Raw genomic sequence first — 24,683 nt, 5'->3', positions numbered from 1 at the left:
ACCATCGGACCGAACCGCCCCGTTTTGCGGCGGACGGCCTGTCCGTGCCTCGGCGGTCGACGCCAGAACATTTCCTTCACGGAGTTGGGTTTTGAACAGCAAAGTTTCGTTCTCTGCGGCATCCAAGGATTACCAGATGGGCCGCTACACACAGTCCTTGGCGACGCTCAATCAGCTGATGGATATTCAGCAGGACGCCAAGACCTATGCGTTGCTGGCCAAGAACCTCGTGCAGCTCGGTTTCAAGGCCGATGCCGCGAAAGCCTATGGCCTGGCCGGCAGCTGTGAAGGACCGAATTCCTACGAATACCAGAAGCAGGCGGCCAAGCTGCACTACGAGACCGGCAGCGAGGACGATGCTCTGCTGATCGCCATGCGAAACCTTAGCAAGGCGCAGGAAGACCCGGAACTCGCCTTCATCATCACCGCGATCTATCTGAAGCGGCAGCAGCGCGATATCATCCGCCCGTTCAAGACGGTGCTGTCGCAGAGTGCCAATCCCGATCATATGCGCCTGGCAGCCCTGCTTCTGAGCGATGATCTGAACGACGCAACCAACCAGAGCCTGTCGCGCAACCTCTTCAAGCGGTTTCCAGGCAATCTCGCATTCCGCTTCCTGCATCTGGTTTTCGCTCGCGAATTCAATGAGTTCGAAGAGGCAAGCAAACACCAGGCAGTGATCGATGCCTCACTCGCAAAGGGCGATGTCGAGATCCTGCGCAAGGATAACCCGTTCTATCATCTGCACTGGTGCGGCAACGAGGATTTCAATCGATATGCGACGATCGGCACCACTCCCCTCAACCCGGAACGGGTGGCCTTCCGCCGCAACCAGCCGCACAGCTGGTCGGACAAGATCCGGATCGGCTACATGTCATCTGACTTCTGGGACCGCCACGCGACGATGAAGCTCTTGCAGCGCATCCTCGAACTGCACGACAAGGACCGGTTCGAGGTGACGCTCTTCTGCCATACAGGCCCTGAGTACCTCAAGCATAACAATACCGACCGCAGCCGCTGGGGCCGGGTCGTCACCGTTCACGGCTTCTCCGACCAGGGGATGCTCGCAGCGGTACGCGAGCATAATATCGACATCATGGTCGACCTGAAGGGTCATACTTCGGGCAGCCGCGCGTCGGCCTTCAATTTGCCGCTCGCGCCGGTGCATGTCGGCTGGCTCGGTTTCCCCGGCAGCACGGTCAATATCGATCTCGACTACGTCATCGGCGACCATTCGGTATTGCCCGAGGTGGCCAAGCCCTTCTACCATGAGAAATTCTGCCGGCTGCCGGAGAGCTACCAGCCGAACGACCCGATGCATCGCCCGAAGCCGCGCCCTGTCACCCGCGAGCAGCTCGGCCTGCCGGAAGACGCCTTCATCTTCGCGTCCTTCAACGGCAACCGCAAAATCACGCCGGAGACGATCGACAGCTGGTGCCGCATTCTCAAGCGCGCGCCGAACAGCGTGCTCTGGCTGATGGCGAACACGCCGCGCAACCAGGCGAACCTCCTGAAGCAATTCCAGGCGGCAGGGATCTCCGCCAAGCGGATCATCTTCTGCCCGCGCGCGCCCTATGAAGAGCACATCGACCGTCAGCAGGCGGCCGACATCGGCATCGACACCTTCCCCGTCAACGGCCACACGACCACCTCGGAGCAACTCTGGGGCGGCCTGCCGGTCCTGACCGTCAAGGGCACCAACTTCGCCTCACGCGTCAGCGAGAGCCTGCTCAGGGCCATCGACCTGCCCGAACTCGTTGCAGCCGACCTGCAGGCCTATGAGGATCTTGCCGTCGAACTGGCGCAGAACCCCGCGCGGATCGCGCAATACAAGGCGCATCTCAAGGAGAAGCGCTATATCGCGCCGCTCTTCGATGCCGAACGGTTCTGCGACCATCTGGAGCAGGCCTATGAAGTCATGGCCGACCGTGCCAAGCAGGGTCTTGCACCCGAGCACATGGACATTCCGGCGCTGCCGCCGCGCACGGCGCCGTTCGCGGCCGAGTGAGGGCTTTTCGACCACTACACAGCGCCGCGCATCCTTCGGACGCTCAAAGGACGTTTTAACATCTCGAATTGCGGCATAATTAAAGAACCCGCCGGAGCGATCCGGCGGGTTTCTCATTGGCGAATATCAACCGGCGGCAGCCGGTCAGTTGAACGAACGCACCAGGCTGCCGACCAGCAGGTTCCAGCCGTCGATCAGCACGAAGAAGAGAATCTTGAAAGGCAACGAGATTGAGGTCGGCGGCAGCATCATCATGCCCATCGCCATGGTGATGGTCGCGACGATCAGGTCGATGACGAGGAACGGCAGCACGACGAGGAAGCCGATCTCGAAGCCGCGGCGAATTTCGGAAATCATGAAGGCCGGGATCAGCACCCGATAGTCGATCGGATTGGTCGTCTGGATATTCTGTCCGCGTTCGCGCGCCAGATCGACGAAGAGCGCCAGATCCTTGTCGCGGGTATTGGCCGCCATGAAGGTGCGGAAGGGTTCGGCGATACGCTGGACCGCCTCGGTCTCATTGATCTGATTGGCAAGCAGCGGCTGCACGCCGTTCTGCCAGGCCTGATCGAAGGTCGGCGACATGACGTAGAAGGTCATGAACAGCGACAGCGACAAAAGGATCATGTTGGAAGGCGTCGAAGAGAGGCCCATCCCTGAGCGCAGGATCGAGAAGGCGATGACGAAGCGCGGGAAGCTCGTCACCATGATCAGGATGCCCGGCGCGACCGAAAGAATGGTCAGCAGGCCGAATGTGCGGATGATCCAGGCGGCGACGGAGCCATCGACCGGGACGTTCAACAAGTCAGTCGGCAGCTGCTGTGCCACCGCCAGTTCCGGTACCGCCATCATGGCAAGGAAAACTATGAGACGAATCATTCGATGACAAATGTCCTGAACATGACCTTCGATACCCGCCCTTGCGAGCGAAGGTCAACACGTTCCTGTATGTCATCCTTGAGATATTGAAAGCCGCGCGGCCCCTCGATCTGCTGAAGGGAAACGGTTCTGATATAGGCGAGGATATCCTGATGAATATCCTCTGAAACCTTGACATCCGGCGGCCCGTTGAACAGCAGCGCGACTTCGAGTCGGACCCAGTTTTCCGAGGGGTAGGCGAGGTTCGAGGTGATCGGTTCGAGTTGGACGACGTTGTTGGCCTCGGTCGAGATCCGCGCCAGACCTTCCTCGGCCTTCTTCTTGGCCTCGGCACCCTTGGCCTGCTCGACCTCCTTGGCACCCTTGATGTTGGGTGCGACGATCGTGCCGACCGCCCAGCCGCCGCCGGCGCCGACGAGCGTCAGGACGGCGATGCCGATGATCGTCATCAACGAGCCGGATTTCTTGTTCGGTTGACCTGCGCTTACGTCTGGCTCTGCCATCGTCGTTCAGCCTCAAAGCGGCGAGAAAAGATCGACGGCCTGCTGGCCGCGCGGAGGCTGCTGCACTTCCATCAGGCGGCCACGGCCGCCGTAGGAGATGCGGGCTTCGGCAATCTTGTCATAGGAGATCTGATTTTCGGCATTGACGTCCTGCGGACGAACGATGCCGGCGACGTTCAGGATGCGCAGTTCCTGGTTCAGGCGGACTTCCTGCGAGCCCGATATGACGAGGTTGCCGTTTTCGAGAATGCCGGTGACGACGGCGGCGACCAGAAGGGTGAGCTTGTCGGTGCGCTCGATCTTGCCTTTGCCGTCGGTGCTGGTGTCGGACCCATAGGTCAGGTCGGTCTTGGACTCGGGCGTCCAGCCGAAGATCTGGGCGTTGACGTCCCAGTTCATGCCGCTCGAATTCTTGCGGCTGCGGTTGGTCTCGTTGTCGAAGGAGCCTTTGTCGTTGATCTGGATGTCGACGGTCAGGATGTCGCCGACGTTGAGCGCGCGCGCGTCCTTGAAAAGTGCGGCCTGCGAATCGCTCCACAGCGAATAGCCCTGCGCGACGGCGCGCGGCTGCTTCGGATAAAGTGCCATCTGCGGCGTCTGGCCATAGGCGAGGCCGCTGCCGATCGGGCTCATGGCGGGCGCACGGCCGATCTCGCTGACCGCCGTCGGAGACTGGCAACCTGCAAGGAGTGCGAGGGCGGCGATCGCGGCCGGGAAACGCATATTCATGAAGGATCCTTCGACGTGTTGGGATCGGACGCACTGGCAATGACGCTGGCGATGACAGCGGCCTTTTGCGGGTCCATCTCGTTGAGGATGAGGCTCGACTGCCGCGGGCCGAGCCGCATGATCACGGCAGAGGCCACCTCGATCTTCATGTCCTGCAACTGTAGGGCGGCCGCATCCGGTTTCATCTTCCTGTAGATCTCGGTGAGGCCGGCTTCCGCCTGCTTCAGGAAATCGTCGCGCCGCTTCAGCCAATCCTGGTATTCGGCCTTGCGCTTGTCCATTTCCGCCATGCGGGCGTCGATGTCGGCGCGAAGCTTTTCCAGTTCCTGCTTCTGCAAGAGGTAACGCTGGTCGCGGGCGGGATCGGCAATGTTGGTGCAGAACTGCTTGACCTCGTCCTGGGAGATGATGTCGCCAGCCGGCGCATGTTCCTGCGCGAAGGCGCCGGGGATCGACAGAAGGACGAGGCCCGCGGCCGGCAGCGCCAGCCGGCGCAGCAGTTGCAGAACCGTCATGTCACGGTTGATGATATCAATCATTGCAGCACAAGCTCCGCCTGCAGGGCTCCCGCCGACTTGATGCCCTGGAGAATGGCGATGATGCCATCCGGTTTCACGCCGATATTGTTGAGGCCGGCGACGAGAGTCCTGAGGTCGGGGCCGTCGATGATGGCAACGCGCCCGCCGGTCTGCTCGGCGGAAATATCGGTCTGCGGCTGGACGGCGGTCCGGCCTTGCGAGAAGGGTTCGGGCTGAATGATCTGCGGCGTCTCGGTGACCTGAACCGTAAGCGTGCCGTAGCTGACTGCGACCGGCGAGACGCGGACATCCGAGCCGATGACGATCGTTCCGGTGCGTTCGTTGATGACCACCTTGGCCGGCGTATCGGTCTCGACGATGAGATTTTCGATATCGGCCATCAGCCGGGTGAGATCGGCCGTGCGCGGCTTCTGGATCACGACCTCCTGCGAATCCTTGGCTTCGGCAACCGGGCCGCCGAAGCGCGCCGAGGCATAACCGTTGACGATGTCGGCGATACGAATCGCCGTCGAGAAGTCGGGGTTGCGCAGTTGCAGGACGAGATTGACAGAGTCCTCGAAGCGGGACGGCAGTTCGCGCTCGATAATCGCGCCGCCCGGAACGCGGCCGGCAGTGGTGACGCCTTCGGTCACGGTCGCCGCCTGGCCCTGCGCCTGAAAACCGGAAACGATGGCGGCACCCTGCGCAACGGCATAGATTTGTCCGTCGGCGCCGGAAAGCGAGGTCATAACCAGCGTGCCGCCGCGCAGCGACGTCGCATCACCGAGCGAGCTCACCGTCACGTCGATACGGCTGCCGGGGCTTGCGAAAGGAGGCAGGTTGGCGGTGACCATCACGGCCGCAGTGTTCTTGGCGTTGGACTGGCCGCCCTGCGTCGAGATGCCGAGATTCTGCAGCATCGCGCGCATCGACTGTTCAGTGAAGGGCGAGGACCGGAAGCCGTCGCCGGTCCCCTGGAGGCCGACAATGAGTCCATAACCGATCAGCTGGTTATCGCGGCCGGCCTGAAGGGAGGCGATGTCCTTGATGCGGGAGGTCAGCGCCCAGGCGGGCGCGACATCAGCCAAACTCATGGCGAGAACCGCGACAAGAGTGACGAAACGGAAGAACAGTTTCATTTTGCCCTCACATGGACCGTGCCGTCCGCAAGCACCGTGCCGCTGACGATGACGCCGGAATCCATATTGCGGGCGCGGACGACCTGCCCGGTCGCGCCGTCTTCAAGCGGCGTGCCAGCGGCGGAAATCGTCATCGCGCCGAGCGTGAAGACCAGGCGAATCGAAGAGCCGCGGGTCACCGTATAGGCCTCGCGCAGGGCCGAGACCGAGATCGTGCGGCCCGGTAACAGCGTGCGTTTGGAAACCATGCCTTCGACCTGCGAAACGGATTTGGCATAATCGCCGGCGAGGTTGGGGTTGGTGACCTCGACTTCCTGGAGCTGGCTGGCCGACAATGTGTCGCCGGGGTAGATGATCGTGGTCGGGACGACGGCATAACCCATGCCGGCATCCGCCGACGCGGGCAAGACAATGCCCGCGACTGCGATCGTGGCTGCTGCCACCCATCCTGAGATGTGTCCTGCCCGGCAAAACATCATGTTTCGGCCCTTCCCTTACTTCAGGTTCTTGCTGACGATGGAGGCCATTTCATCAGCGGTGGTGATCACCTTGGAATTCATTTCGTAAGCGCGCTGGGCCGAAATCAACTCGGTGATTTCCTTCACCGGGTCGACGTTTGAGGATTCCAGATAGCCCTGTTTCATGTAGGCGAAACCTTCCTCATCGGGATTGCCGATGACGGCTTCGCCGGAGGCCGGCGTCTCCTGGAAGAGATTGTCGCCGAGCGGCTGGAGACCCGCCTCGTTGACGAAGTCGGCAAGCGTCAGCTGCCCGAGCACGGTCGCCGCCGCCGCACCCGGCAGCTTGGCCGAGACTTCGCCCGAGCGGCTGATCGTCAGCTCGGTCGAGCCGGTCGGAATAGTGATGCCGGGAAGGACCTCGTAGCCATCGATGGTGACGAGCTGGCCCTGGTCGTTCTTGTTGAAGGCGCCGGCGCGGCTGTAAAGCGTCGTACCGTCGGTTGACTGGATCTGGAAGAAGCCCTTGCCGATCAGCGCCACGTCGAGATCGTTGCCGGTCTGGGTCAGTTCGCCCTGGAGATGCAGGTTGCGGACCGCCGAGGTCTGGACGCCGAGGCCGATATTGGCACCTTCCGGAACGACGGCCTGGTTGGCACGGTTGGCGACACCCTTGGCACGTTCGGTCTGGTAGAGAAGATCGGAGAATTCGGCGCGGGCGCGCTTGAAACCCGTCGTATTGATGTTCGCGATATTGTTCGCGATGACTTCCAGATTGGTCTGCTGGGCATCCATGCCCGTTGCTGCGATGGCGAGCGCTCTCATGTGTTCGTCCTCAAATCAGTTACATCTGCATCTTGGTGACTTCGAGAAAGGCCGAGACGACCTTGTCGCGGATGGAAATCGCGGTCTGCAGCGTCTGCTCGGCCTGGAGCATGGAATCGACGACTTCACGCGTCGTCGCCGTGCCCTTGATACCGGCAAAGGACATGCTTTCCGCACCCTTCAGGCTGCTGACCGCGTCGCTCGCCATGTTGCCCATGACGGAGGCGAAACTCATGCCGTTGGCGGCACCCGCAGTGCCCGGCATGGTGCTGGCAGACGAGGAGGCGGAATTTTCGGTGTCGACGGCGCCAAGCGCACGGGTCATCGACAGGTTGCTGACATTCTGGACGCTGCTGATCATTGATTATTGGCTCTTCAGGAGGTCGATCGTGGAGGAGATGAGATCGCGGGTCTGTTTGATGGTCTGCAAATTGGCGTCATACGAGCGATTGGCTTCGCGCATGTCGGCCATCTCGACCAGGATGTTGACGTTCGGCAGCTTGACGACGCCCTTCTTGTCCGCAGCCGGATTGCTGGGATCGAATTCGGTGCTGAAATCGCCTTCGTCGACGCCGACCTTCTTGACGCCGACCGTCTCGACGCCGCTGGTGCGATCCATCTGCTGGCCGAAGGTGATCGTCTTGCGCCGATAGGGCTCCGCGCCGGGTGTGTCGCCGGTCGAGCGGGCGTTGGCGATGTTTTCCGAGACGATGCGTAACCGCGTCGACTGGGCCTCGAGCCCGGAACCGGCGATTTTCATTGCTGCTGAAAGCGGATCCATGACTTTTACTTCCTGACGGTCATCAACATCATGCGATTGAAGGAACTGACCAGCGAGGTGTTCAGATCGTACTGGCGCTTGATATCGCCCGACTTGGAAAGCTCCTCGGCCAAACCGACCGTATTGCCGGATTCCTGGACGCCGATTTCCTGGTCGAGTGCGGCCTCCTTGACGTCGATATCGCCGCTGTTGCTGAAATCGTTACCGCTGAGATGCGCCGGATTGGTGCGCGCCATTGCGATGTCGGACTTGTCGAGCACCGCGTCAAAGGGCGTGACGTCCTTGGCGTGGAACTTCGGGGTATTGGCATTCGCGATGTTGCCGGCAACAACCTGCTGACGGATCGTCAGCCATTCCGCCTGTCGCGAAGCCAAGTCGAAAAGTTGGATTGGTTGCATGAAACTCTCCGTTTTTACTGTCCCGAACCTAGTGCGGTAATCTTGCGTGGGACTTACGGGAATTCAGGCTTCGAGAGGCTTTTCTGCGAACGCCGCCGCCATCGAAAGAACAGGGGCTCCGGCCGGTTCGCGGCGGAGCCCCTGTTGCCTGGATTTTGCGGCCAGGCTCAGTTGTTCTGGTAGGTCTCACCCTTTGAGGTGACGATCACCCATTTGCCATCGCGCTGCTCGAGTGTCGCAAGGCGGCTTTCATCGGGCAGGATCGAGCCGATGCGCACCACATACATGCCGGAGGGATCCTCGATCAGCGCCCGGCCGTTGGAGACGTGCAGCAGGCGAAAAGAAGACTTCCCGGGGAAGGGCTGATCCTCCAATATGGGGCCGCCATCGCGCTCCTTGCCGAGATCGGACACCGTTGCGGTCGTCAGCGGATCGATCGGCGGGGCCTTCTTGTCCCCCTCGTTCTTGTTGACCATGGCAAGCGGCGAGACGCTAAAGACATTGCGGGCCGGCCAATCCGGCAGTTCGCGCGAATTGCTGCTGGTGGCAACATTGATGCCGAACTTGTCCGCGTTGAAGAACACGTACCAGGGGAAAAAAGCGGAGGCGCCGGCAAGCGCCAGGCCGCTGAAGGTCAGCACACGATCCAGGATGACGGTTTTCCTGCGCTGCTTCAGGGAAGCGATGCGTTCGTCGTCGAATTCAGCCACGTCTAGCCTCTCCTCTGAATGGGTGCGCCCTGATTGCCCATGCCGGCCGCAGCCTTGAGTGCGCCGGCGAGATCGGCGAAGGCATCAAGCGAGTCGCGATCCCCCGGAGACTGTTTCAGAACGTCGTAAATGATCGGCACCTGCTTGATCGCCATGTCGAGATCGGGGTCGGCCCCCGGGCGGTAACCGCCGATCATGCGCAGGTCGCGCGTCTCTTCAAAACGATGGATCAGCACCTTCAGCCGCGACACCAGCTTTTCCTGATCCGGCGTCCAGGCCTTGCGGGCAAGACGCGAGATCGAGGCGAGCGGATCGATCGGAGGATAACGCCCCTCTTCGGCGAGACTGCGCTGCAGGACGATATGACCGTCGAGGATGCCGCGCGTCGAATCGGCAATCGGGTCGTTGTGATTGTCGCCGTCGACAAGGATCGAGATGATCGCCGTGATGGTGCCGGCGCCCTCGGGGCCGGGGCCGGCGCGTTCCAACAGGCGCGGCAGCTCGGTGAAGACGGAAGCGGGATAGCCGCGCGCGATCGGCGGCTCGCCGGAGGCGGTCGCCACCTCGCGGATCGCATGGGCGAAACGCGTGACACTGTCGACGATGAAGAGAACGTTCTCGCCCTTGTCGCGGAAATGTTCGGCGATGGTGACGGCCGTCAGCGGCGCCATCTTGCGCAGCATCGGGCTCTCATCGCTGGTTGCGACGACGGCGATCGCCTTCCTCATATTGCTGCCGAGCGTATCCTCGATGAATTCCCGCACCTCGCGGCCGCGCTCGCCGACGAGCGCAATGACAACCTTGTCGAAAGCATCGGCGCGGGCGAGCATGGACAGGAGCGTCGACTTGCCAACACCGGAGCCGGCGAAGATGCCGAGGCGCTGCCCGAGGCAGAGCGGCGAGAAGATGTCGATTGCGCGAACGCCGGTCTTGAAGCCGGTCTCGACACGTTTGCGGGTCATCGAGGGCGGCGCGGTATTGGAGATCGAGCGGCGATCGAGCCCCTCGGTGATCGGACCGAGCCCATCGATCGGCTCGCCGAGCGAGTTGACGGTGCGCCCACACCAGCTGTCCGATGGCGAAATGCGGAAGGCGCCCTTGCGGATCACGGTATCGTGGATGCCGATCGGCTCGCCGGGTTCGATCGGGCAGACATAGATCAGCTGCGGTTCGACGCGCACGACTTCGCCGAGATGGATGCCGGTCGCGGATTTATGGGCCACGAACTCGCCGAGACGAACATGGCGGGAGAGACCGTGAACCGTGTAGTGGCCGGCGGCGATGGTCTGCACGCGACCGCCATGGGCAACCGCAAATTCCGGCGATGCGTATCGGTCGACGAGGTTCGCCAGGTGCGCCAGCTTCGGGGAAAGGCCGTCCTCAGACAGTAGCGTGGTGCTCATGCTTTAGCTCTCGCCCTAAAATACGCCGCGTGCAGCTTGCTGCATGCGACGTATTTTTGGTCTTTGTTCTTGTGCATGTCGTCCTTCCAAAACCGCCGGACACTTTTGGGCGACATGCATTAGCGGCTGCCCCCAAGTGTCTGGACGGCTTCCTTGAAGGAATCTTCGCTGTCGCGCATCAGCGACGAGACGCTTTCGAAGGCGCGGTTGACTTCGATCAGCTGGGTGATTTCACGCATGGCGTTGACGTTGGAGTTTTCGAGATAACCCTGCTCGACACCGACATTGAAGCGGTCGACGACGGCGCGTGGCTGGTCGGTGGTCATGATGCCGCTGTTTTCGTAGCGCAGGTAACCCTTGCTGATATCGGCCTCGAACAGGCCGAGGGAGCCGACCTGGCGGCCGCCCTGATAGATGATGCCGTCGGTGCCGACGGCGGGCTCGCCCCCTTTGGTGTTGAGCTGGATCGGGGCACCGCCGGCATCGAGAACCGGGTATCCCCGGATCGAAACAAGTTCGCCGGTTTCCTTGATGGTGAAGCGGCCATCCCTCGTCAGCACGCGGCCGGCCGGCGTATCGAGCGAAAACCAGGCATCACCCTTGATGGCGAAATCGAGCATGTTGCCGGTGTGCTGCAGTTCGCCGTTTCCCTCGTTCAGGTAGTCGTTGCCTTGGGAAACGAAGGCGACCTTGGTGTTCAGCTTGTTCTTGGTATTCGCCACCATTTCGTCAAACTTCACCTCAGTGGCGCGAAAACCGGTCGTATTCACGTTCGCCATGTTGTCTGCGATGGTGTTTAGACGCTTTTCGAGGGCCATCTGCGACGACAGAGAAACATAAAGACCGGATTGCATGTCGGTAAGCTCCAAGCATTGGCGATGAACGGGACGAAAAGCCGGGCGTCGTCACATCTGGTTCGGCCGGGATTTCGCTGAGGCAGCATCTCAGAAACGGGTGCGGGCACCCATTCGTCTCCTTTAGACTGACGGCAGATGCTTGCGCGAAGCTGGCACGCGGAAATGCTTGGCGACCGGGCCTTTCATCAGCCTCACGCAAGGCAGAAACCCTATCCGTCTCAAAGAAAAGCAACGTTCAGATTGGGCTGACGATGAATATCATTATCGGATTTATAGTGACTTGCGGCTGTATCGTCGGCAGCTTCATGGCGATGGGCGGCGAAGTGGATGCGCTGCTCCAGCCCTTCGAATTCCTCATCATCGGTGGCGCCGGCCTCGGCAGCTTCATCATGGCGAACCCGATGAAGGTGGTGAAGGATTCCGGCAAGGCGCTCAGCGAAGCCTTCAGGCACGCCGTGCCGAAGGAACGCAACTATCTCGATACGCTCGGCGTGCTCTATTCGCTGATGCGCGACCTGCGCACCAAGTCGCGAAACGAGATCGAAGCCCATATCGACAATCCGGCCGAATCGACGATTTTTCAGTCGGCTCCGACGGTTCTGAAGAACAAGGAGCTGACGGCGTTCATCTGCGACTACGTCCGCCTGATCATCATCGGCAACGCCCGCAGCCACGAGATCGAGGCGCTGATGGACGAAGAGCTCAACACCATCATGCACGACAAGATGAAGCCCTACCACTCGATCCAGATCATGAGCGATTCCTTCCCGGCGATCGGCATCGTTGCGGCCGTTCTCGGCGTCATTAAGGCGATGGCGCACATCAACGATTCGCCTGAGGTGCTCGGCCACCTGATCGGCTCGGCGCTCGTCGGCACCTTCCTCGGCATTCTCTTGTCCTACTGCGTCTGCTCGCCGCTGGTCTCCCAGATCAAGGTCGTGCGCAACAAGCAGCACCGTCTCTACGTCATCGTCAAGCAGACGCTGCTTGCCTATATGAACGGCTCGGTGCCGCAGGTCGCGCTCGAATACGGCCGCAAGACGATCTCGGCTTACGAGCGTCCGTCCATCGATGCGGTCGAGCAGGAAATGATGAACCCAGGTGGCGAAAACAAGGCGGCTTAAATGACTATGAGCAATGCTTCGCACGACAAACCGGCAATGGATCCTGCCCTCCTTGCCAAGCTGACAGGCGGGCTTGGCGACAGAGGCAGGGTCGCCAAGATCTGCAGTTCCTTCGGGGAAATCTACAGCGAATTCTTTCCCGACGTCATCAAAAGCGAGACCGGCCTCGACGTGACGGTCAACTATCTCGGCTGCGAGATCGGCTACAAGAACCACCTCATCGAAGACCTGAGCGCGAACGTCACACTCGTCGACGCGACGCTGCGCAACTGGTCGCAGAACATTACGCTTGCCTGCGGAAACGGCTTCGTCATCACGCTGATGGAGCATCTGCTCGGGGCCACAGCCGATACGATCGAGGAACCGGCCGAACGGCTGCTTTCGATCATCGAGCTCGATCTGGCGGTCATGGTCTTCGACAAGATTGCCAAGGTGCTGCGCTCGGCCGTCAACGCGCCGGGCGGTTTCGAACCGAGCCTTTCGGCCCCGCACGCCCATGACATGCGCGCCCGGCCGCCGGAGGATCGTCCGGACGAATTCGCGGCTGCCATCAACATGTCGATCACGCTTGCCGGCATCGTTTCGGAATTTTCGTTGATCGTTCCGCAGACGGCACTGCTCAAGACCAAGGTGACACCGCCGAAGCCGAAACGCCAGGCCAGCAGCAACTCAGCGGAATGGACCGAACAGCTCGGCGATCAGGTCCGCCGCTCCCATGTCACGCTCGAGGCCAAGATCAGGCTACAGGACTTAACGCTGCGGACAATATCGAAGCTGATGGTCGGCGACGTCATTCCGTTCCGCGATCACGGCGATGTGCGCGTCGAGGTCAGCGCCAACACCAAGGAATTGTATGTGTGCGAGTTCGGGCGTTCAGGCGAAAATTACATGGTCCGCGTCAAGGATACGATGAACTCGGATGATGAACTCATCCGTCATTTAATGAATTAATCGGTTCTCTGGCTTTTGGGCTGCAAAGGCAGTTTGAGGCAAGTTTCAACTGGAATAGTGATTTCATGGCGACGAAGAAAACACAGCAGAACAGCGACCTCTCCCTGGATCTTCCGGGCAGCGAAGCAGATCTCGACCAGGCGATCGACGATCTGCGCGGCGTGCTGAAGCAGGATGCCGATGGCGACCTGTCGCAGTTTGGCGACGACCTGCAGAGCGACCCCTTCGCAGCAGGAACGGACCTGGCGGCCTTTGGCGGCGAGACTTCGGAAACCCCCTTTGGCAGCGACGATTTCGGCGGCGACTTCGGCGGCGATGCCAGCCCGGCTGCCGGCATGGATTTCGGCAGCAGCTCCTCCTTCGAGGCGTCGCCGGCCCCGCTCGGCAGCGCTTTGAACTCCAACTTCGACCTGATCATGGACATCCCGATCGACGTCCAGATCATGCTCGGCACCAGCCGGATGCAGGTCTCCGGCCTGATGAACCTCAATGAAGGGGCGACGATCGCCCTCGACAAGAAGATCGGCGAACCGGTCGAGATCATGGTGAATGGCCGCAGGATTGCCCGCGGCGAGATTACGGTGCTTGATAACGACGACACACGATTCGGTGTGAAACTGATAGAAGTTTTGAGTACGAAAAAAGCCTGATCCCTGTGTGGGACGGAGAGGTTAGACCATGATGGACTTTGACGATTTCGGCGGCGCGCTAGCCGGGAAACCGTTGACCCAGGCTGAAAAGGCAGCGGCTGTTCTTCTCGCTATGGGAAAAGGAGTCGCCGGCCGGCTGTTGAAATATTTCACCCAGGCTGAACTGCAGACCATTATCTCTTCCGCCCAGTCGCTGCGCGCCATTCCGCCGGACGAGCTGCTGTTGCTCGTCTCCGAGTTCGAAGACCTCTTCACCGAGGGCGCAGGATTGATGGATAACGCCAAGGCGATCGAGGCCATTCTGGAAGAAGGCCTGACGCCTGACGAGGTCGACAGCCTGCTCGGCCGCCGCACCGCATTCCAGGCCTACGAAACCTCAATCTGGGATCGCCTCAGTGAGGCGGAGCCGACATTCGTCGCGCAGTTCCTGCTGCGCGAACATCCGCAGACCGTCGCCTATATTCTTTCGATGATGCCCTCCTCCTTCGGCGCCAAGGTGCTGCTGCAGCTTCCCGACAATCGCCGCGCCGACATCATGAACAGAACGGTCAACATGAAGGCGGTCAGCCCGAAGGCTGCGCAGATCATCGAAAACCAGGTCATGACGCTGCTTGCCGAGGTCGAGGCAGAGCGTAATGCAGCCGGCTCGACGAAGGTCGCCGATCTGATGAACGAACTCGACAAGCCGCAGGTCGACACGCTGCTCACCTCGCTCGAATCGATCAGCCGCGAGTCGGTCAACAAGGTTCGCCCGAAGATTTTCCTGTTCGAGGACCTCATGTACATGCCGCAGCGCAGCCGCGTCATGCTGCTCAACGACATCTCGACGGATGTGCTCACCGTCGCGCTGCGCGGGTCGCCGCCCGAGATCCGCGAGTCGGTTCTCTCCGCCATCAGCCCACGCCAGCGCCGCATGATCGAATCGGATCTGCAGAGCGGCATGGGCGGCGTCAATCCGCGCGAGATCGCGATTGCCCGCCGCGCCGTGGCACAGGAAGCGATTCGCCTGGCCAATTCCGGCCAGATCGAGCTCAAGGAAAAGGAAGGCGACGCTTCGGCAGCCGCCTAAAGCGCGTCGCGATCTTTCGGATTCGCTCCTCGCGCCTTAGGTCTCTGGTTTACGCATGTCGTTGTCGCACCGCTGCACACCATTGCGCGACATGCTTTGGCTCTTCGAGACTGTTGACAAATCCGGCATGCCGAAAGGCCGCTGTTGATCGCCGTGCCACAGGCGACTACCCTTCCCGCAACAGGATGCGCGCTAAAGCGCGTTCGCATAGAACTCGGTTCGTGCGACGCGCTTTAGGTCTTTGTTTTGATGCATGTCGTCATCCCAAACCGCTGCACGTTTTTGGGCGACATGCATTAGCTGCGGCCTATTTTTTTGACGGAGGGCCGCGACTTGGCAGACGATGACAAGGACAGCAAAACAGAAGCCCCAACCGCGAAAAAGCAAAGCGATGCCGCGGAAAAAGGCAACGTGCCGTCTTCGCGCGAACTTTCGATCTTTGCGACGATCCTCGCTACCTTCATTTACCTCGTATTCTTCCTTCCCGACAGCGTCGGGCGCATGAGTGAAACGTTGCGCGATATCTTCGAACAGCCCGACCAATGGAAGATCGAGACGGGACCGGATGTGCTGGCGCTGTTCGGCCGGCTCGGCTGGGCAAGTGCGGCGCTGGTGGCGCCCGCCTTCATCCTGTTTATGGTGTTCGGCATCGCCTCCTCCGTCTTCCAGAATCTGCCGACACTGGTGCTTGAACGCATCCGCCCGCAGGCCTCGCGTATCTCGCCGATCAAAGGCTGGTCACGGCTGTTCAGCGTGCCCGGCCTGGTCGAATTCGGAAAATCGCTGTTCAAGGTCGTCGTCGTCGGGGTGATCCTGTTCTTCGTGCTCAGGAGCGAATATTTCGGCTCGATCGACGCGATGTTCTCCGATCCGCAGACGATTCTCGTGCGAATAATGGCAGCGATGCGCAAGATCATCATCGTCATGCTGATCGCCACCGCGATCGTGGCCATCGCCGATCTTTTCTGGACGCGCCATCACTGGTTCACCGAGTTGAAGATGACGCGGCACGAAATAAAGGAAGAAAACAAGCAGGCGCAGGGCGACCCCTTCGTCAAGAGCCGGCAGCGCTCGCTGATGCGCGACCGCGCGCGCCGGCGCATGATCGCCAACGTGCACCGGGCGACGCTGGTGATTGCAAACCCGACGCACTATGCGGTGGCGCTGCGTTACGCGCGTGAAGAGAACGATGCGCCGGTGGTGCTGGCCAAGGGTCAGGACCTGATCGCGCTCAAAATCAGGGAGATTGCCGAGCAGAACGGCATACCGGTGTTCGAGGATCCGCCGCTTGCGCGCTCCATGTTTGCGCAAGTCTCGATCGATAGTGTCATCCCGTCAGTCTTCTATAAGGCGGTCGCGGAGCTGATCCACCGGGTCTACGCTGCGGACGCCAAGAACAAACGGGTCAGATAAGCCGAATGAAAAAATGTCCCCACTCTACCCAGCGTGAAAAGATCCTCGCAGCCGCCATCAGCCCGGTCGCCACTGAACTCCGCCTTCTGGATGCTTCTGACCTTATTTCACTGCTGCGCTTCGAGTATTACGGCAATCTTTCCGATCTCGTCGCTTCGGCGGCGGAGCTTTTTTTTCATCCGGGCACCGTGAATTTCGGCCTGGGCGGCAATTATACGCTGGAGTGGGGCGGCAAGCCCGAAGTCGTTCTCGACCTGGAAATCAAGCCGCGCGGCGTCACCGTCTACGCGCAGCTCACCCTTGCCGAAGATCACGCCGGCATCGAGATCAATCATATCGCTTTCCAGGATCCCTCGGTCGATCCCGACCAGAACACCATCTTCCTCAAAAAGAGCCTTCGGGAAGCGCGTTACAGCGTCAACCAGCCGCCTCAGGCGCTGGCCGGCTAACCTCTTTCACGACAACCAAGTTTTCATTCGCCTTGCAATTCAAAGCGTTACAGCGTCCTAGAGCGCATCGCGATTTTTCAGATTCGCTTGTCGCACTTTAGAGCATTTCCGTTTTTCTCCGAATCCCGGAAATGCTCTATCTCTTTGTTTTCACGCAATTCCGGACGCAAAACCGCTACGCACTTTTGCTGGAATTGCTCTATCTCTTTGTTTTACGCCTGTCGTTATCGCAAAGCCGCTGCACACTTTTGCGCGATATGCTCTCGCGGGTCTGAAAGGACGCGCGACGCTGTAAGCGATGGCACGCGTTCAGCTGATATAGCCGAGCCGGATCGCCTTGGCGATCGCCTGGATGCGATTGACGGAATCGAGCTTGATGGTCGCCGAGCCGAGATAGGCGTTCACGGTGTGCACGGACAGGCCAAGCTTGTCGGCAATCTCTTCGCTGATGCGGCCGTCGCCGGCAAGCTGCAGACAGGCGATCTCGCGTTCGCTGAGCGCCTCGGCGGCAGCCGTGCGGCGTTCGTCCAGCGAGAGAAGATCCATCATGATGTGGCAGCAGCGACCGTGCAGCTCGACGATGGTATCGCTCGAGGGATCGAGTTCATCACCGGTGAAAAGGATGAAACCATTGCCGACGGCGCCAAGCCGCACCGGAAAGGCAAGGCCGGAGAATGGCAGAATACCGTCCTGCAGCCGCGTCATGAACGGCGAGAAGTCCGCCGGTCCGGGTGCCGTGCGGTCGTAAGCGCCGGCCCATGAGAGCGGCAGCAGCGACTTGTCGATATGGTCGAGAAGAATATCGCCGTAAGCATCCGTGAAGGCCTTGTTGAAACCGGCATTGGAAGGCCCCCAGTTCTCGAGCTCGCAGACAAGGCGCTGCTTTGCCGGAAGACCCGAGCCGCTGACGCGGAAGATTGCGAACCCTTGCGCATCGGTGAGCTTCTGCATCGCAATCAGCCGCGGAAAAAGATCGGACCGACTGGAAATCCTGTTCACACGCACCATGCGCAGCTGCTCAGCACTGCTCATGGTCCTGCCTGCTGGATACGCCATAGATCCCCCTATACGAGATTATTGCGGACGGCGAAGGCAATGGCCTCGGACCGGGTCTTGGTCGCCGTCTTGCGCATCACGCTGGTGATGTAGTTGTTGATGGTATTGCGAGAGATTCCGAGGATCATCGCGATCTCGTCGCTGGTCTTGCCCTCGGCGATCCAGAACAGGCATTCCAGCTCGCGGTCGGTCAATTCGAAATCGCGATCGACCTTCGTACCACCGCAGCGCAGGAAGCTCGCGACATAACCTGCAAGCAGGCCTACATCCCGCAGGCGCTCCGGCGAAAGGATGAACCCCTCGCCGAACAGGAACATCAGAGCCAGCCGCGACCGGCCGACATTGAAGGTCACCGAACAATATTGGCGGCTAGCGCCGTCCGGAATCTCGGCACTGTCAGGCAGGAGGGCAAAATTCGGCTGGAAAACCTGCATGCATTTTTCCAACTCGGTCGAGCGGGCATAACCGCGGACCAGATCATTGGCGATGTCCCTGACCAGGTCGAAGGGCCAGTCCGACGAGACGATGAAATCGAGGCCACTTTCCTGGAGGAGATCGCAGCGCGCCAGAAGGTAGTGCGAAGCACCCACGTAATCCGTCAGTGCGCGCAAACCAGACTGCAACCTACCGGTGCTAGCGACACCGTGAAGGCGCTGGAGCAGCTCATCGCGTGGTAGCAGATCCGGCACCACTGCACTCGCGAAATTCGCCATATGCCTCTCGCCTTTGCTCGCCTGAATTACATTCATATCCATTGGCAATGTCCTGCGGCTGAGAAACGATCGAACTCGGTGCAACAGCAATTTTTCTGTAAGGGATTCAACTCAAGTCCCACTCGAATCCCATTTCGAATCACCCAAGGGTAAGCCGGTCGATGCAAATCACCATCTCCGACTTCTAGGGATTTACTTTCGCAGTCGCCAATGCACTGATTCGACCATTCATTCCAGCCTTCAAGATAGAGGGAGGCTAAGGTGATTCTGGCGGAACCGCAACTTGCTTCGCGTTTTACGCGAGTCGATCTCATCGTTTCGCCCTACAGGCGCATTTCGCGGGTCGGGTCTATCGTCTTATTCGAATTCCAGGCCCTGATTGTCGTGCCTAGTCTCTCGCAGCTCCCGTCAGGGCTTTTCAGCAATGCGCGGTTAGGGAATCAAGCTTCGGTACCGACGAAAAAAGGCCGGTTGCCCGGCCTTTCCTTTATGCTGCGTCGTCGATCGCCCATTTCCTGAGGATTTTCGCGGCGCGTTCCTCGTTGATCTCGACCATCCGGGAAAGCTTGCGTTCCGGGCCTTCCTTGACGCGCCGATTGAAGTTTCCGTCGTCGTCGCCGAGGCTGAGCAGGTCCTCGGTACTGTCGAAGCCGAAATCGGACCCGAAGCCGTCCATGAGAGCGCCCCCGGCTGCTCCCGATGCCGGCGCGAAGTCCGGAAGTTCGAGGCCGGCCGCATCCGGCGTGGCGTCGCCGAAAGCCGTAGAGCTGCCGTTGCCGCTGACGCTACGCACCAGAGGCCGCAGGCCCATCCAGACGACCACGAAGGCGACCACGACAAAGGCGAGCGAGTTGATGATGCCGGCAAGGTTGCGGCTCAGCATGTCCATGACGCGGACACCACCGGTGGCGTCTTCGAGCAGCTGGTTCTCGAGGAAGTCCATGGCCGTGACGGTGACGACGTCGCCGCGCTTGGCGTCGATGCCGGCCGCCGAGGCGACGATCTTCTGCATTTCGGCAAGATAGGCGTCGACCTTGGTCTGGTCGGCGGGTTCTCCGACCATCTTGGCGATGCGGCCCTTGTTGACCACGACAGCGATCGAAAGCTTCTCGACCTTATAGCTGTTGCGGGTCGTCGCCGTTGTCCTGCTGTTGATTTCGTAGTTGGTCTGCTCTTCGCGCTTGTCGGATTTGTCCTGCGATTCGGGCCCGGCGGAACCGCCCGCCGCAGGGGCCGCCTGCGGAATGTTCTGCTCGACCGTCGTCGCGCTATCGGACTGCTTCTGCTGCGACTGCTGGGCTTCCTTCGTCGAGCGAACCGAGCGTTCGACCTTGGATTCGGGATCGTAGGTCGTTTCCTGGATCTGCTGGGCGTCGGTGTTGAGATCGGCGGTGACGCTGGAGCGGAAGTTGTCCATGCCGAGGAAGGGTGCCAGCGCCTTGTCGATGTTGGATTCGACTTCCTGCTGAACGTTCTGGACGATGTTGAGCGAACGATTCAGCGAGCTGTTGCTCGCCTCGTCGCCGGAAGCGAGCAGCTGGCCGGCGGAATCGAGAATGGTCACGTCATCGACGTCAAGCCCCGGCACGGCCGAGGCGACGAGGTGGCGAATCGAGGTCGCTGCGCTGCGTCCAGTTGTGGCGGTGGCGCGAATCATGACGGAGGCAGTCGGTTTCTGCTCCGCCTTCCGGAAGTTCCCGACCTCCGGCATGACGATATGGACGCGTGCGGCCGTTATACCCGAGATCGACTGGATGGTGCGGGCGATTTCGCCTTCCAGAGCGCGAACCCGCGTCACCTCCTGCATGAAGGAGGTCAGGCCGAGGGAGCCGACATTGTCGAAGAGTTCGTAACCGGCGTTGGCGCTGTTCGGCAGGCCGCGCTCGGCGAGCATCAGCCGGGCCTTGCCCGTCATCCCCGCGGGGACGCTGATGCTGGAGCCGTCCGTGCCGACCTGGAAATCGACGTTGGCTTCGGCAAGCGCCATGCTGATCTGGTTGAGATCCGGCGAGTCCAGACCGACGTAGAGCGTTTCCTGTGCCGGCTTGTTGACGAAAAGGGCGGCCGCAAGGACGATTGCGATGGAGACGGCACCGACGCCTCCGAGAATCATCAGGCGTGTTCGGCCAAGGGAACCGAAGTTCTTAAAGATCTGAACTAATTGATTTAACAGATTCATTCTGTTCTCGCACAATCCGTCAAAGACAAAGCAGGCTTATTGCCTCATCTGACGAATAGTCGGCGAAACTTGTGCGAGCGTTTCGTGAAGCGGGTGCGGGCCGAAAAGGCCCTAGAAGAAATCGAAGTCGCCGGCGGCCTTGCTCAATGGCTGGGAGTGGCCGTGGCGCGTAGCGCCGCCCAATGCCTTCTGCATCTCGGCCAGCTTGACGAGGCTGAGCGCGGTCGCGACGTCGACTGCCCAGCCGTGCGGGATTTCGCCGGTGATGGTGTCGATGAATTCGGCAAGGCCGCGCGATTTCTGCACGGCCAGATCGATGCCCTGCATGACCTTCATGGCATCCGGCGAGTTTAGGATTTCGGCGCCGCCGAGGTCGAGAAGCTGCGGCTCGATACGCTCGATGAGATAGGCGACATCGTGCAGTTCGGACACGATGCGCATCAGGATGTCGCTCAGCGCTTCGACAGGCGCAGGCGGCTCCATCATCTGGGTAAATGTCATATGAAAATCCTCGCCATCAAAAAAATTCGATACTGGTTTCGACGGGCTTCTGCGGAGCGGCGGGGCGCTGCTCGAGAGCGACGGTTCTCTGCGTTTCGGCACCGGTCAGGGGGTATTGCCGGGCACGACCGGAGACCGGCCAATATTCAAGCTTGCGTCCATGCTCTCCGCCTGTGGAGGAGCCGACCACCGGAATGCCTTCATCCCTCAGGAACTGCACGGCGAAGGCCGCGTTCTGCTCACCGACATTGGAGAATGTCGAGATCGTCTTCGCGCCGCCGAAGATCTTTGCCTCCAGTCGATCACGCCGGGCGCCCTGCTTCAGGAGACCGTTGATCAGCAGTTCCATCAGATGCACGCCGTACCGCGTGGCATCGCCACCTGTTGTCGGCGACGTCGCCGAACCGGGCAGCAAAAAGTGGTTCATGCCGCCGACACCGGCGACAGGATCTCTGAGGCACGCAGCCACGCACGAACCGAGAATGGTCGAGAGGACCGCATTCGGATCGTTCAGGACCTTGTACTCGCCCTGAATGATGTGCACGCGGCGGGCTGCCCCCTCAGTGATCATTTCAGGGCTCCAAACACGGCTTCGATGGCCGCTTTCATCTTCTCGATCGTGAACGGCTTGGCGAGCACGTTGTTGGCGCCGAGCTGGGCCGCCTTCTGCACCAGTGCGCGGTCGCCCTGGGCGGTGAGAATGATGAAGGCCGCCTTCTTGGTGTTCGGGTTGGTGCGCACGGCCTGAAGGAAGCCGATGCCATCCATCTTCGGCATGTTGAAGTCCGAGATCACCAGGTGGTGCGGCTGCTCGGCCATGATCTTCATGCCCTGCTCGCCGTCGCCGGCCGACGTGATCTGCTTGAAACCGAGCTGGGTCAGCGCATCGCTGAGCAGCAACCGGCTCGTTACCTGATCATCGACGATCAGAACTTTGATTTTCTCCGCGATCGACATTTATTCGGTCCCTTCCTTTCGGGCGGCTGTCATTTTCAATATTTCTTCACCGATGGCAGACAGCGGAAGCTGCTGCTCAACGGCGCCAAGTTCGTGAGCAACCCTTGGCATTCCGTAAACGACACAGGTTTTTTCGTTCTGGCCGAGCGTTCTGGCGCCGGCGTGGCGCATTTTCAACAATCCGGCGGCGCCATCGCGGCCCATGCCGGTCAAGATCACGCCGACGGCGTTGCGGCCCGCCAGTTCCGCGACCGAATCGAAAAGTACGTCCACCGAGGGACGGTGACCGTTGACCGGCGCACGGTCGATGAGACGGCAGCACGGCGCCGAGGCACCGCTGACCTGCAGATGACGCTCTCCGCCGGGTGCCAGATAGATCTTGCCGATTTCGAGACGGGCACCATCGGTCGCTTCCTGCACCACCGGCGCACAGAGGCGGTTCAGCCGTTCGGCGAAGCTCTTGGTGAAGGTCGGCGGCATATGCTGGGTGATGACGGTCGGCGGGCAGTTCGCCGGGAATTTCTGCAGCACGGCAATCAGCGCCTCGACGCCGCCGGTCGACGAGCCGATCGCGACGATCTTGCGGCCGACGCGGAAATCGGCGACCGAGGGCGGTGGCACAGCGGCAACAGGCTGGGAATACTGGCGTTGCGTGCGCGCGGCGGCCTTGACCTTCTCGGCGAGGTCGCCGAAGGGCCTGGTTTCCCCCGGAGCCGGCTTGCCGACGCAGTCGAACGCCCCGATCTCCAGCGCCGCAAGCGTCGCCTCGGCGCCGCGATGGGTCATTGTGGATACCATGATCACCGGCATCGGACGCAGCGTCATGATCTTTTCGAGAAAATCGAGACCGTTCATGTTCGGCATCTCGATGTCGAGCGTCAAGACGTCGGGGTTCAGCCGCTTGATTGCCTCGCGCGCCTCCAACGCGTCGCCGGCCTGGCCGATGACGTTGACCTCAGGGTCTGAACTCAGCACAGCGGTGATCAGGCCCCGCATTGTCGGGGAGTCGTCAACAACGAGAACCCTTGCCGGAGCGCTCATGCCTTCCTCCCGTGACCTTTGGCCGTATAGCGATAGGTCGTGATGCCGATGTTGTCGAAGACGTGTTTTGCCTCACCCGAAACACGCTCCGAATGGCCGATATAGAGGTGGCCGCCTTCCGGCAGCAGGCCGGCGAAACGCTGCCAGATCTTCATCTGCGTCGGCTCGTCGAAATAGATGACGACGTTGCGGCAGAAGATGACGTCGAACTTTCCCTTGAACGGCCATTGCGCCATCAGGTTCAGCTCGTTGTAGGTGATCAGCCGCTTTACGCGCTCGTCGACCTGAAACTTCCTGCGGCCCTGAACCTCGACTTCGCTGAACCATTGCTTGCGCATGGCCGGCGAAACGGTTTCGAGCGCGCTCTCGTCATAGGCGCCGGCCCGGGCAATCGCGAGGATCTTCGGGTCGATGTCGGTTGCCAGGATCTTGAAGTCGTAGTCCGCGACATTCGGCATCAGCGACAGCACCGTCAGCGCGATCGAATAGGGCTCCTGCCCGTCGGAGGAGGCGGCCGACCAGATGCGCACTCTGCCGCCCGATCTCGCGCGCTGCAGAAGTTCCGGCAGGACATGGTCGCGCAGGTGGTCGAAATGGTGGTTCTCGCGGAAGAAGCGGGTAAAATTGGTGGTCAGGTGCGAAAGCATCTCGCGGCGCGGTGCGGCGCCGGCCGGCGAAGCGACGAGGTCGCAATATTCCCGGAAGCCGGACAGACCGAGATTGCGGATATGCTTCGACAGGCGCGAATAGACGAGCGACGCCTTCGTCTCGTTGAGGAAGATGCCGGCATCCGAATAGATCATTGCGGCGATCTCAGTGAGGTCGCGGCGCGTCAGCGGATATTCTCCGCTCGCCAGGACCTCGTCGGATCCCTGTCTCTGATCTTTTGCGCCCATTACACTCATGCGGCTTCGCTTTCGGTCTCTGGAAAGAGGGATTCGAGTTCGATCAGGCAGATCATGCGCTTCTCGATCGCGAGAATGCCGCGGGCAAATTGACGCTCGAGTTCGGAGGAGATTTCGGGCGTCGGCTGGATGGTTTCGTCGGTCACCGTCAGGATATCGGAAACGGCGTCGACCAGCAGGCCGACGACCTTACGCCAGACCTGGGCGACGATGATGACATGACGGGCGGTCGGATCAGCCGGCTTCATGCCGAGCCGGGCCGCAAGATCGATGATCGGCAGCACCGCGCCGCGCAGGTTGATGACACCCAGCATATAGCCAGGCGAATGCGGCATCGCGGTCGCCGGGGTCCAGCCCCGGATTTCGCGAACCGACATGATGTTCACGCAAAATTCCTGATCCCCGATGCGGAACGCGATCAGCTCGCGATCCCCCTCGTTCAGATTTTTTACCGTGTACGACATTCG

The 24,683-nt window shown here is 60.6% G+C and carries 29 protein-coding genes; 7 read left to right on the top strand and 22 right to left on the bottom strand.

All coding sequences use genetic code 11. From position 1 onward, the window contains the following. Positions 1-91: 91 nt before the first annotated feature. The gene (locus N1937_RS01745; protein WP_260057293.1) at positions 92-2,008 is read left to right on the top strand and encodes an O-linked N-acetylglucosamine transferase, SPINDLY family protein; all 1,917 of its coding nucleotides are present in this window, start codon (positions 92-94) and stop codon (positions 2,006-2,008) included. A gap of 144 nt (positions 2,009-2,152) precedes the next feature. Here N1937_RS01745 and fliP read toward each other — a convergent pair whose 3' ends face one another. The 13 genes from fliP to flgF all read right to left on the bottom strand — a co-directional run bounded on the left by fliP (position 2,153) and on the right by flgF (position 11,205). Beyond that, positions 2,153-2,887 carry a flagellar type III secretion system pore protein FliP gene (gene fliP / locus N1937_RS01740; protein WP_260057292.1) on the bottom strand — a complete coding sequence of 245 codons (735 nt, stop codon included), beginning with the start codon at positions 2,885-2,887 and terminating at the stop codon, positions 2,153-2,155. Next, positions 2,884-3,390: a flagellar basal body-associated FliL family protein gene (locus N1937_RS01735; protein WP_017967034.1), complete on the bottom strand. Its 507-nt coding sequence runs from the start codon at positions 3,388-3,390 to the stop codon at positions 2,884-2,886. Before N1937_RS01735 ends, fliP begins: the two co-directional genes overlap by 4 nt. Before the next feature lie 12 nt (positions 3,391-3,402). After that, positions 3,403-4,119 carry a flagellar basal body L-ring protein FlgH gene (gene flgH, locus N1937_RS01730; protein ID WP_003556536.1) on the bottom strand — a complete coding sequence of 239 codons (717 nt, stop codon included), beginning with the start codon at positions 4,117-4,119 and terminating at the stop codon, positions 3,403-3,405. Beyond that, positions 4,116-4,658, bottom strand: a complete 543-nt coding sequence (locus N1937_RS01725) for a MotE family protein (RefSeq protein ID WP_162117822.1) — start codon at positions 4,656-4,658, stop codon at positions 4,116-4,118. Before N1937_RS01725 ends, flgH begins: the two co-directional genes overlap by 4 nt. Next, positions 4,655-5,776, bottom strand: a complete 1,122-nt coding sequence (locus N1937_RS01720; RefSeq protein WP_162117823.1) for a flagellar basal body P-ring protein FlgI — start codon at positions 5,774-5,776, stop codon at positions 4,655-4,657. Before N1937_RS01720 ends, N1937_RS01725 begins: the two co-directional genes overlap by 4 nt. Next, positions 5,773-6,255, bottom strand: coding sequence for a flagellar basal body P-ring formation chaperone FlgA (gene flgA / locus N1937_RS01715; RefSeq protein ID WP_162117824.1), 483 nt, complete (start codon positions 6,253-6,255; stop codon positions 5,773-5,775). The genes N1937_RS01720 and flgA overlap by 4 nt, the downstream gene beginning before the upstream one ends. A gap of 15 nt (positions 6,256-6,270) precedes the next feature. Further along, complete coding sequence (flgG, locus tag N1937_RS01710) at positions 6,271-7,059, bottom strand: flagellar basal-body rod protein FlgG (RefSeq protein ID WP_064249918.1); 789 nt, start codon at positions 7,057-7,059, stop codon at positions 6,271-6,273. Between the two features lie 19 nt (positions 7,060-7,078). Further along, positions 7,079-7,420, bottom strand: coding sequence for a flagellar hook-basal body complex protein FliE (locus tag N1937_RS01705; protein ID WP_170256283.1), 342 nt, complete (start codon positions 7,418-7,420; stop codon positions 7,079-7,081). A gap of 3 nt (positions 7,421-7,423) precedes the next feature. After that, positions 7,424-7,840, bottom strand: a complete 417-nt coding sequence (flgC, locus tag N1937_RS01700) for a flagellar basal body rod protein FlgC (RefSeq protein WP_017967028.1) — start codon at positions 7,838-7,840, stop codon at positions 7,424-7,426. Between the two features lie 5 nt (positions 7,841-7,845). Further along, positions 7,846-8,238, bottom strand: a complete 393-nt coding sequence (gene flgB, locus N1937_RS01695) for a flagellar basal body rod protein FlgB (RefSeq protein WP_064249920.1) — start codon at positions 8,236-8,238, stop codon at positions 7,846-7,848. 167 nt (positions 8,239-8,405) lie between these two features. Then, positions 8,406-8,948 carry a hypothetical protein gene (locus N1937_RS01690; protein ID WP_017967026.1) on the bottom strand — a complete coding sequence of 181 codons (543 nt, stop codon included), beginning with the start codon at positions 8,946-8,948 and terminating at the stop codon, positions 8,406-8,408. 2 nt (positions 8,949-8,950) lie between these two features. Then, on the bottom strand, positions 8,951-10,351 hold the full coding sequence (gene fliI, locus N1937_RS01685; protein WP_260057291.1) for a flagellar protein export ATPase FliI: 1,401 nt from the start codon (positions 10,349-10,351) through the stop codon (positions 8,951-8,953). A gap of 119 nt (positions 10,352-10,470) precedes the next feature. Further along, entirely contained in the window at positions 10,471-11,205 is a 735-nt protein-coding gene (flgF, locus tag N1937_RS01680) for a flagellar basal-body rod protein FlgF (protein ID WP_017967023.1), read from the bottom strand. 254 nt (positions 11,206-11,459) lie between these two features. On the opposite strand from flgF, the gene motA reads away from it, so the two are divergent. From motA to N1937_RS01650, 6 genes are all read left to right on the top strand, one after another. Further along, a complete protein-coding gene (gene motA / locus N1937_RS01675; protein ID WP_017967022.1) occupies positions 11,460-12,332 on the top strand; it encodes a flagellar motor stator protein MotA in 873 nt (290 codons plus the stop codon). Next, positions 12,333-13,283, top strand: coding sequence for a FliM/FliN family flagellar motor switch protein (locus N1937_RS01670; RefSeq protein ID WP_017967021.1), 951 nt, complete (start codon positions 12,333-12,335; stop codon positions 13,281-13,283). It begins immediately after the preceding gene. Positions 13,284-13,348: 65 nt separating this feature from the next. Then, positions 13,349-13,933 carry a flagellar motor switch protein FliN gene (gene fliN, locus N1937_RS01665; protein ID WP_017967020.1) on the top strand — a complete coding sequence of 195 codons (585 nt, stop codon included), beginning with the start codon at positions 13,349-13,351 and terminating at the stop codon, positions 13,931-13,933. Between the two features lie 28 nt (positions 13,934-13,961). Next, positions 13,962-15,002, top strand: a complete 1,041-nt coding sequence (gene fliG / locus N1937_RS01660; RefSeq protein ID WP_003556501.1) for a flagellar motor switch protein FliG — start codon at positions 13,962-13,964, stop codon at positions 15,000-15,002. Positions 15,003-15,335: 333 nt separating this feature from the next. Then, on the top strand, positions 15,336-16,415 hold the full coding sequence (flhB, locus tag N1937_RS01655) for a flagellar biosynthesis protein FlhB (protein ID WP_170262902.1): 1,080 nt from the start codon (positions 15,336-15,338) through the stop codon (positions 16,413-16,415). A gap of 5 nt (positions 16,416-16,420) precedes the next feature. Then, a complete protein-coding gene (locus N1937_RS01650; RefSeq protein ID WP_260057290.1) occupies positions 16,421-16,864 on the top strand; it encodes a hypothetical protein in 444 nt (147 codons plus the stop codon). A 309-nt stretch (positions 16,865-17,173) separates the two neighbouring features. Here N1937_RS01650 and visR read toward each other — a convergent pair whose 3' ends face one another. From visR to N1937_RS01605, 9 genes are all read right to left on the bottom strand, one after another. Continuing rightward, positions 17,174-17,920, bottom strand: coding sequence for a transcriptional regulator VisR (visR, locus tag N1937_RS01645; protein WP_260057289.1), 747 nt, complete (start codon positions 17,918-17,920; stop codon positions 17,174-17,176). A gap of 8 nt (positions 17,921-17,928) precedes the next feature. Then, positions 17,929-18,675 carry a transcriptional regulator VisN gene (visN, locus tag N1937_RS01640; RefSeq protein WP_026154436.1) on the bottom strand — a complete coding sequence of 249 codons (747 nt, stop codon included), beginning with the start codon at positions 18,673-18,675 and terminating at the stop codon, positions 17,929-17,931. Positions 18,676-19,120: 445 nt separating this feature from the next. After that, positions 19,121-20,812 carry a flagellar basal-body MS-ring/collar protein FliF gene (fliF, locus tag N1937_RS01635; RefSeq protein ID WP_260057288.1) on the bottom strand — a complete coding sequence of 564 codons (1,692 nt, stop codon included), beginning with the start codon at positions 20,810-20,812 and terminating at the stop codon, positions 19,121-19,123. A 111-nt stretch (positions 20,813-20,923) separates the two neighbouring features. Then, a complete protein-coding gene (gene cheT / locus N1937_RS01630) occupies positions 20,924-21,313 on the bottom strand; it encodes a chemotaxis protein CheT (protein WP_017958978.1) in 390 nt (129 codons plus the stop codon). Between the two features lie 16 nt (positions 21,314-21,329). Next, complete coding sequence (cheD, locus tag N1937_RS01625) at positions 21,330-21,884, bottom strand: chemoreceptor glutamine deamidase CheD (RefSeq protein WP_017967014.1); 555 nt, start codon at positions 21,882-21,884, stop codon at positions 21,330-21,332. Beyond that, a complete protein-coding gene (locus N1937_RS01620) occupies positions 21,881-22,270 on the bottom strand; it encodes a response regulator (RefSeq protein ID WP_003556488.1) in 390 nt (129 codons plus the stop codon). The genes cheD and N1937_RS01620 overlap by 4 nt, the downstream gene beginning before the upstream one ends. Further along, positions 22,271-23,311 carry a protein-glutamate O-methylesterase CheB gene (cheB, locus tag N1937_RS01615; protein ID WP_017967013.1) on the bottom strand — a complete coding sequence of 347 codons (1,041 nt, stop codon included), beginning with the start codon at positions 23,309-23,311 and terminating at the stop codon, positions 22,271-22,273. Continuing rightward, positions 23,308-24,216 carry a protein-glutamate O-methyltransferase CheR gene (gene cheR, locus N1937_RS01610; RefSeq protein ID WP_260057287.1) on the bottom strand — a complete coding sequence of 303 codons (909 nt, stop codon included), beginning with the start codon at positions 24,214-24,216 and terminating at the stop codon, positions 23,308-23,310. Before cheR ends, cheB begins: the two co-directional genes overlap by 4 nt. After that, positions 24,213-24,680, bottom strand: a complete 468-nt coding sequence (locus N1937_RS01605; protein WP_017967011.1) for a chemotaxis protein CheW — start codon at positions 24,678-24,680, stop codon at positions 24,213-24,215. Before N1937_RS01605 ends, cheR begins: the two co-directional genes overlap by 4 nt. Positions 24,681-24,683 lie beyond the last annotated feature (3 nt).

Source organism: Rhizobium sp. WSM4643 (genome assembly GCF_025152745.1).
In the GTDB taxonomy this organism is placed as follows: Bacteria; Pseudomonadota; Alphaproteobacteria; order Rhizobiales; family Rhizobiaceae; genus Rhizobium; species Rhizobium leguminosarum_I.
Note: the sequence above shows the minus strand (reverse complement) of the source record. Positions and strands in the feature narration are given on the sequence as shown.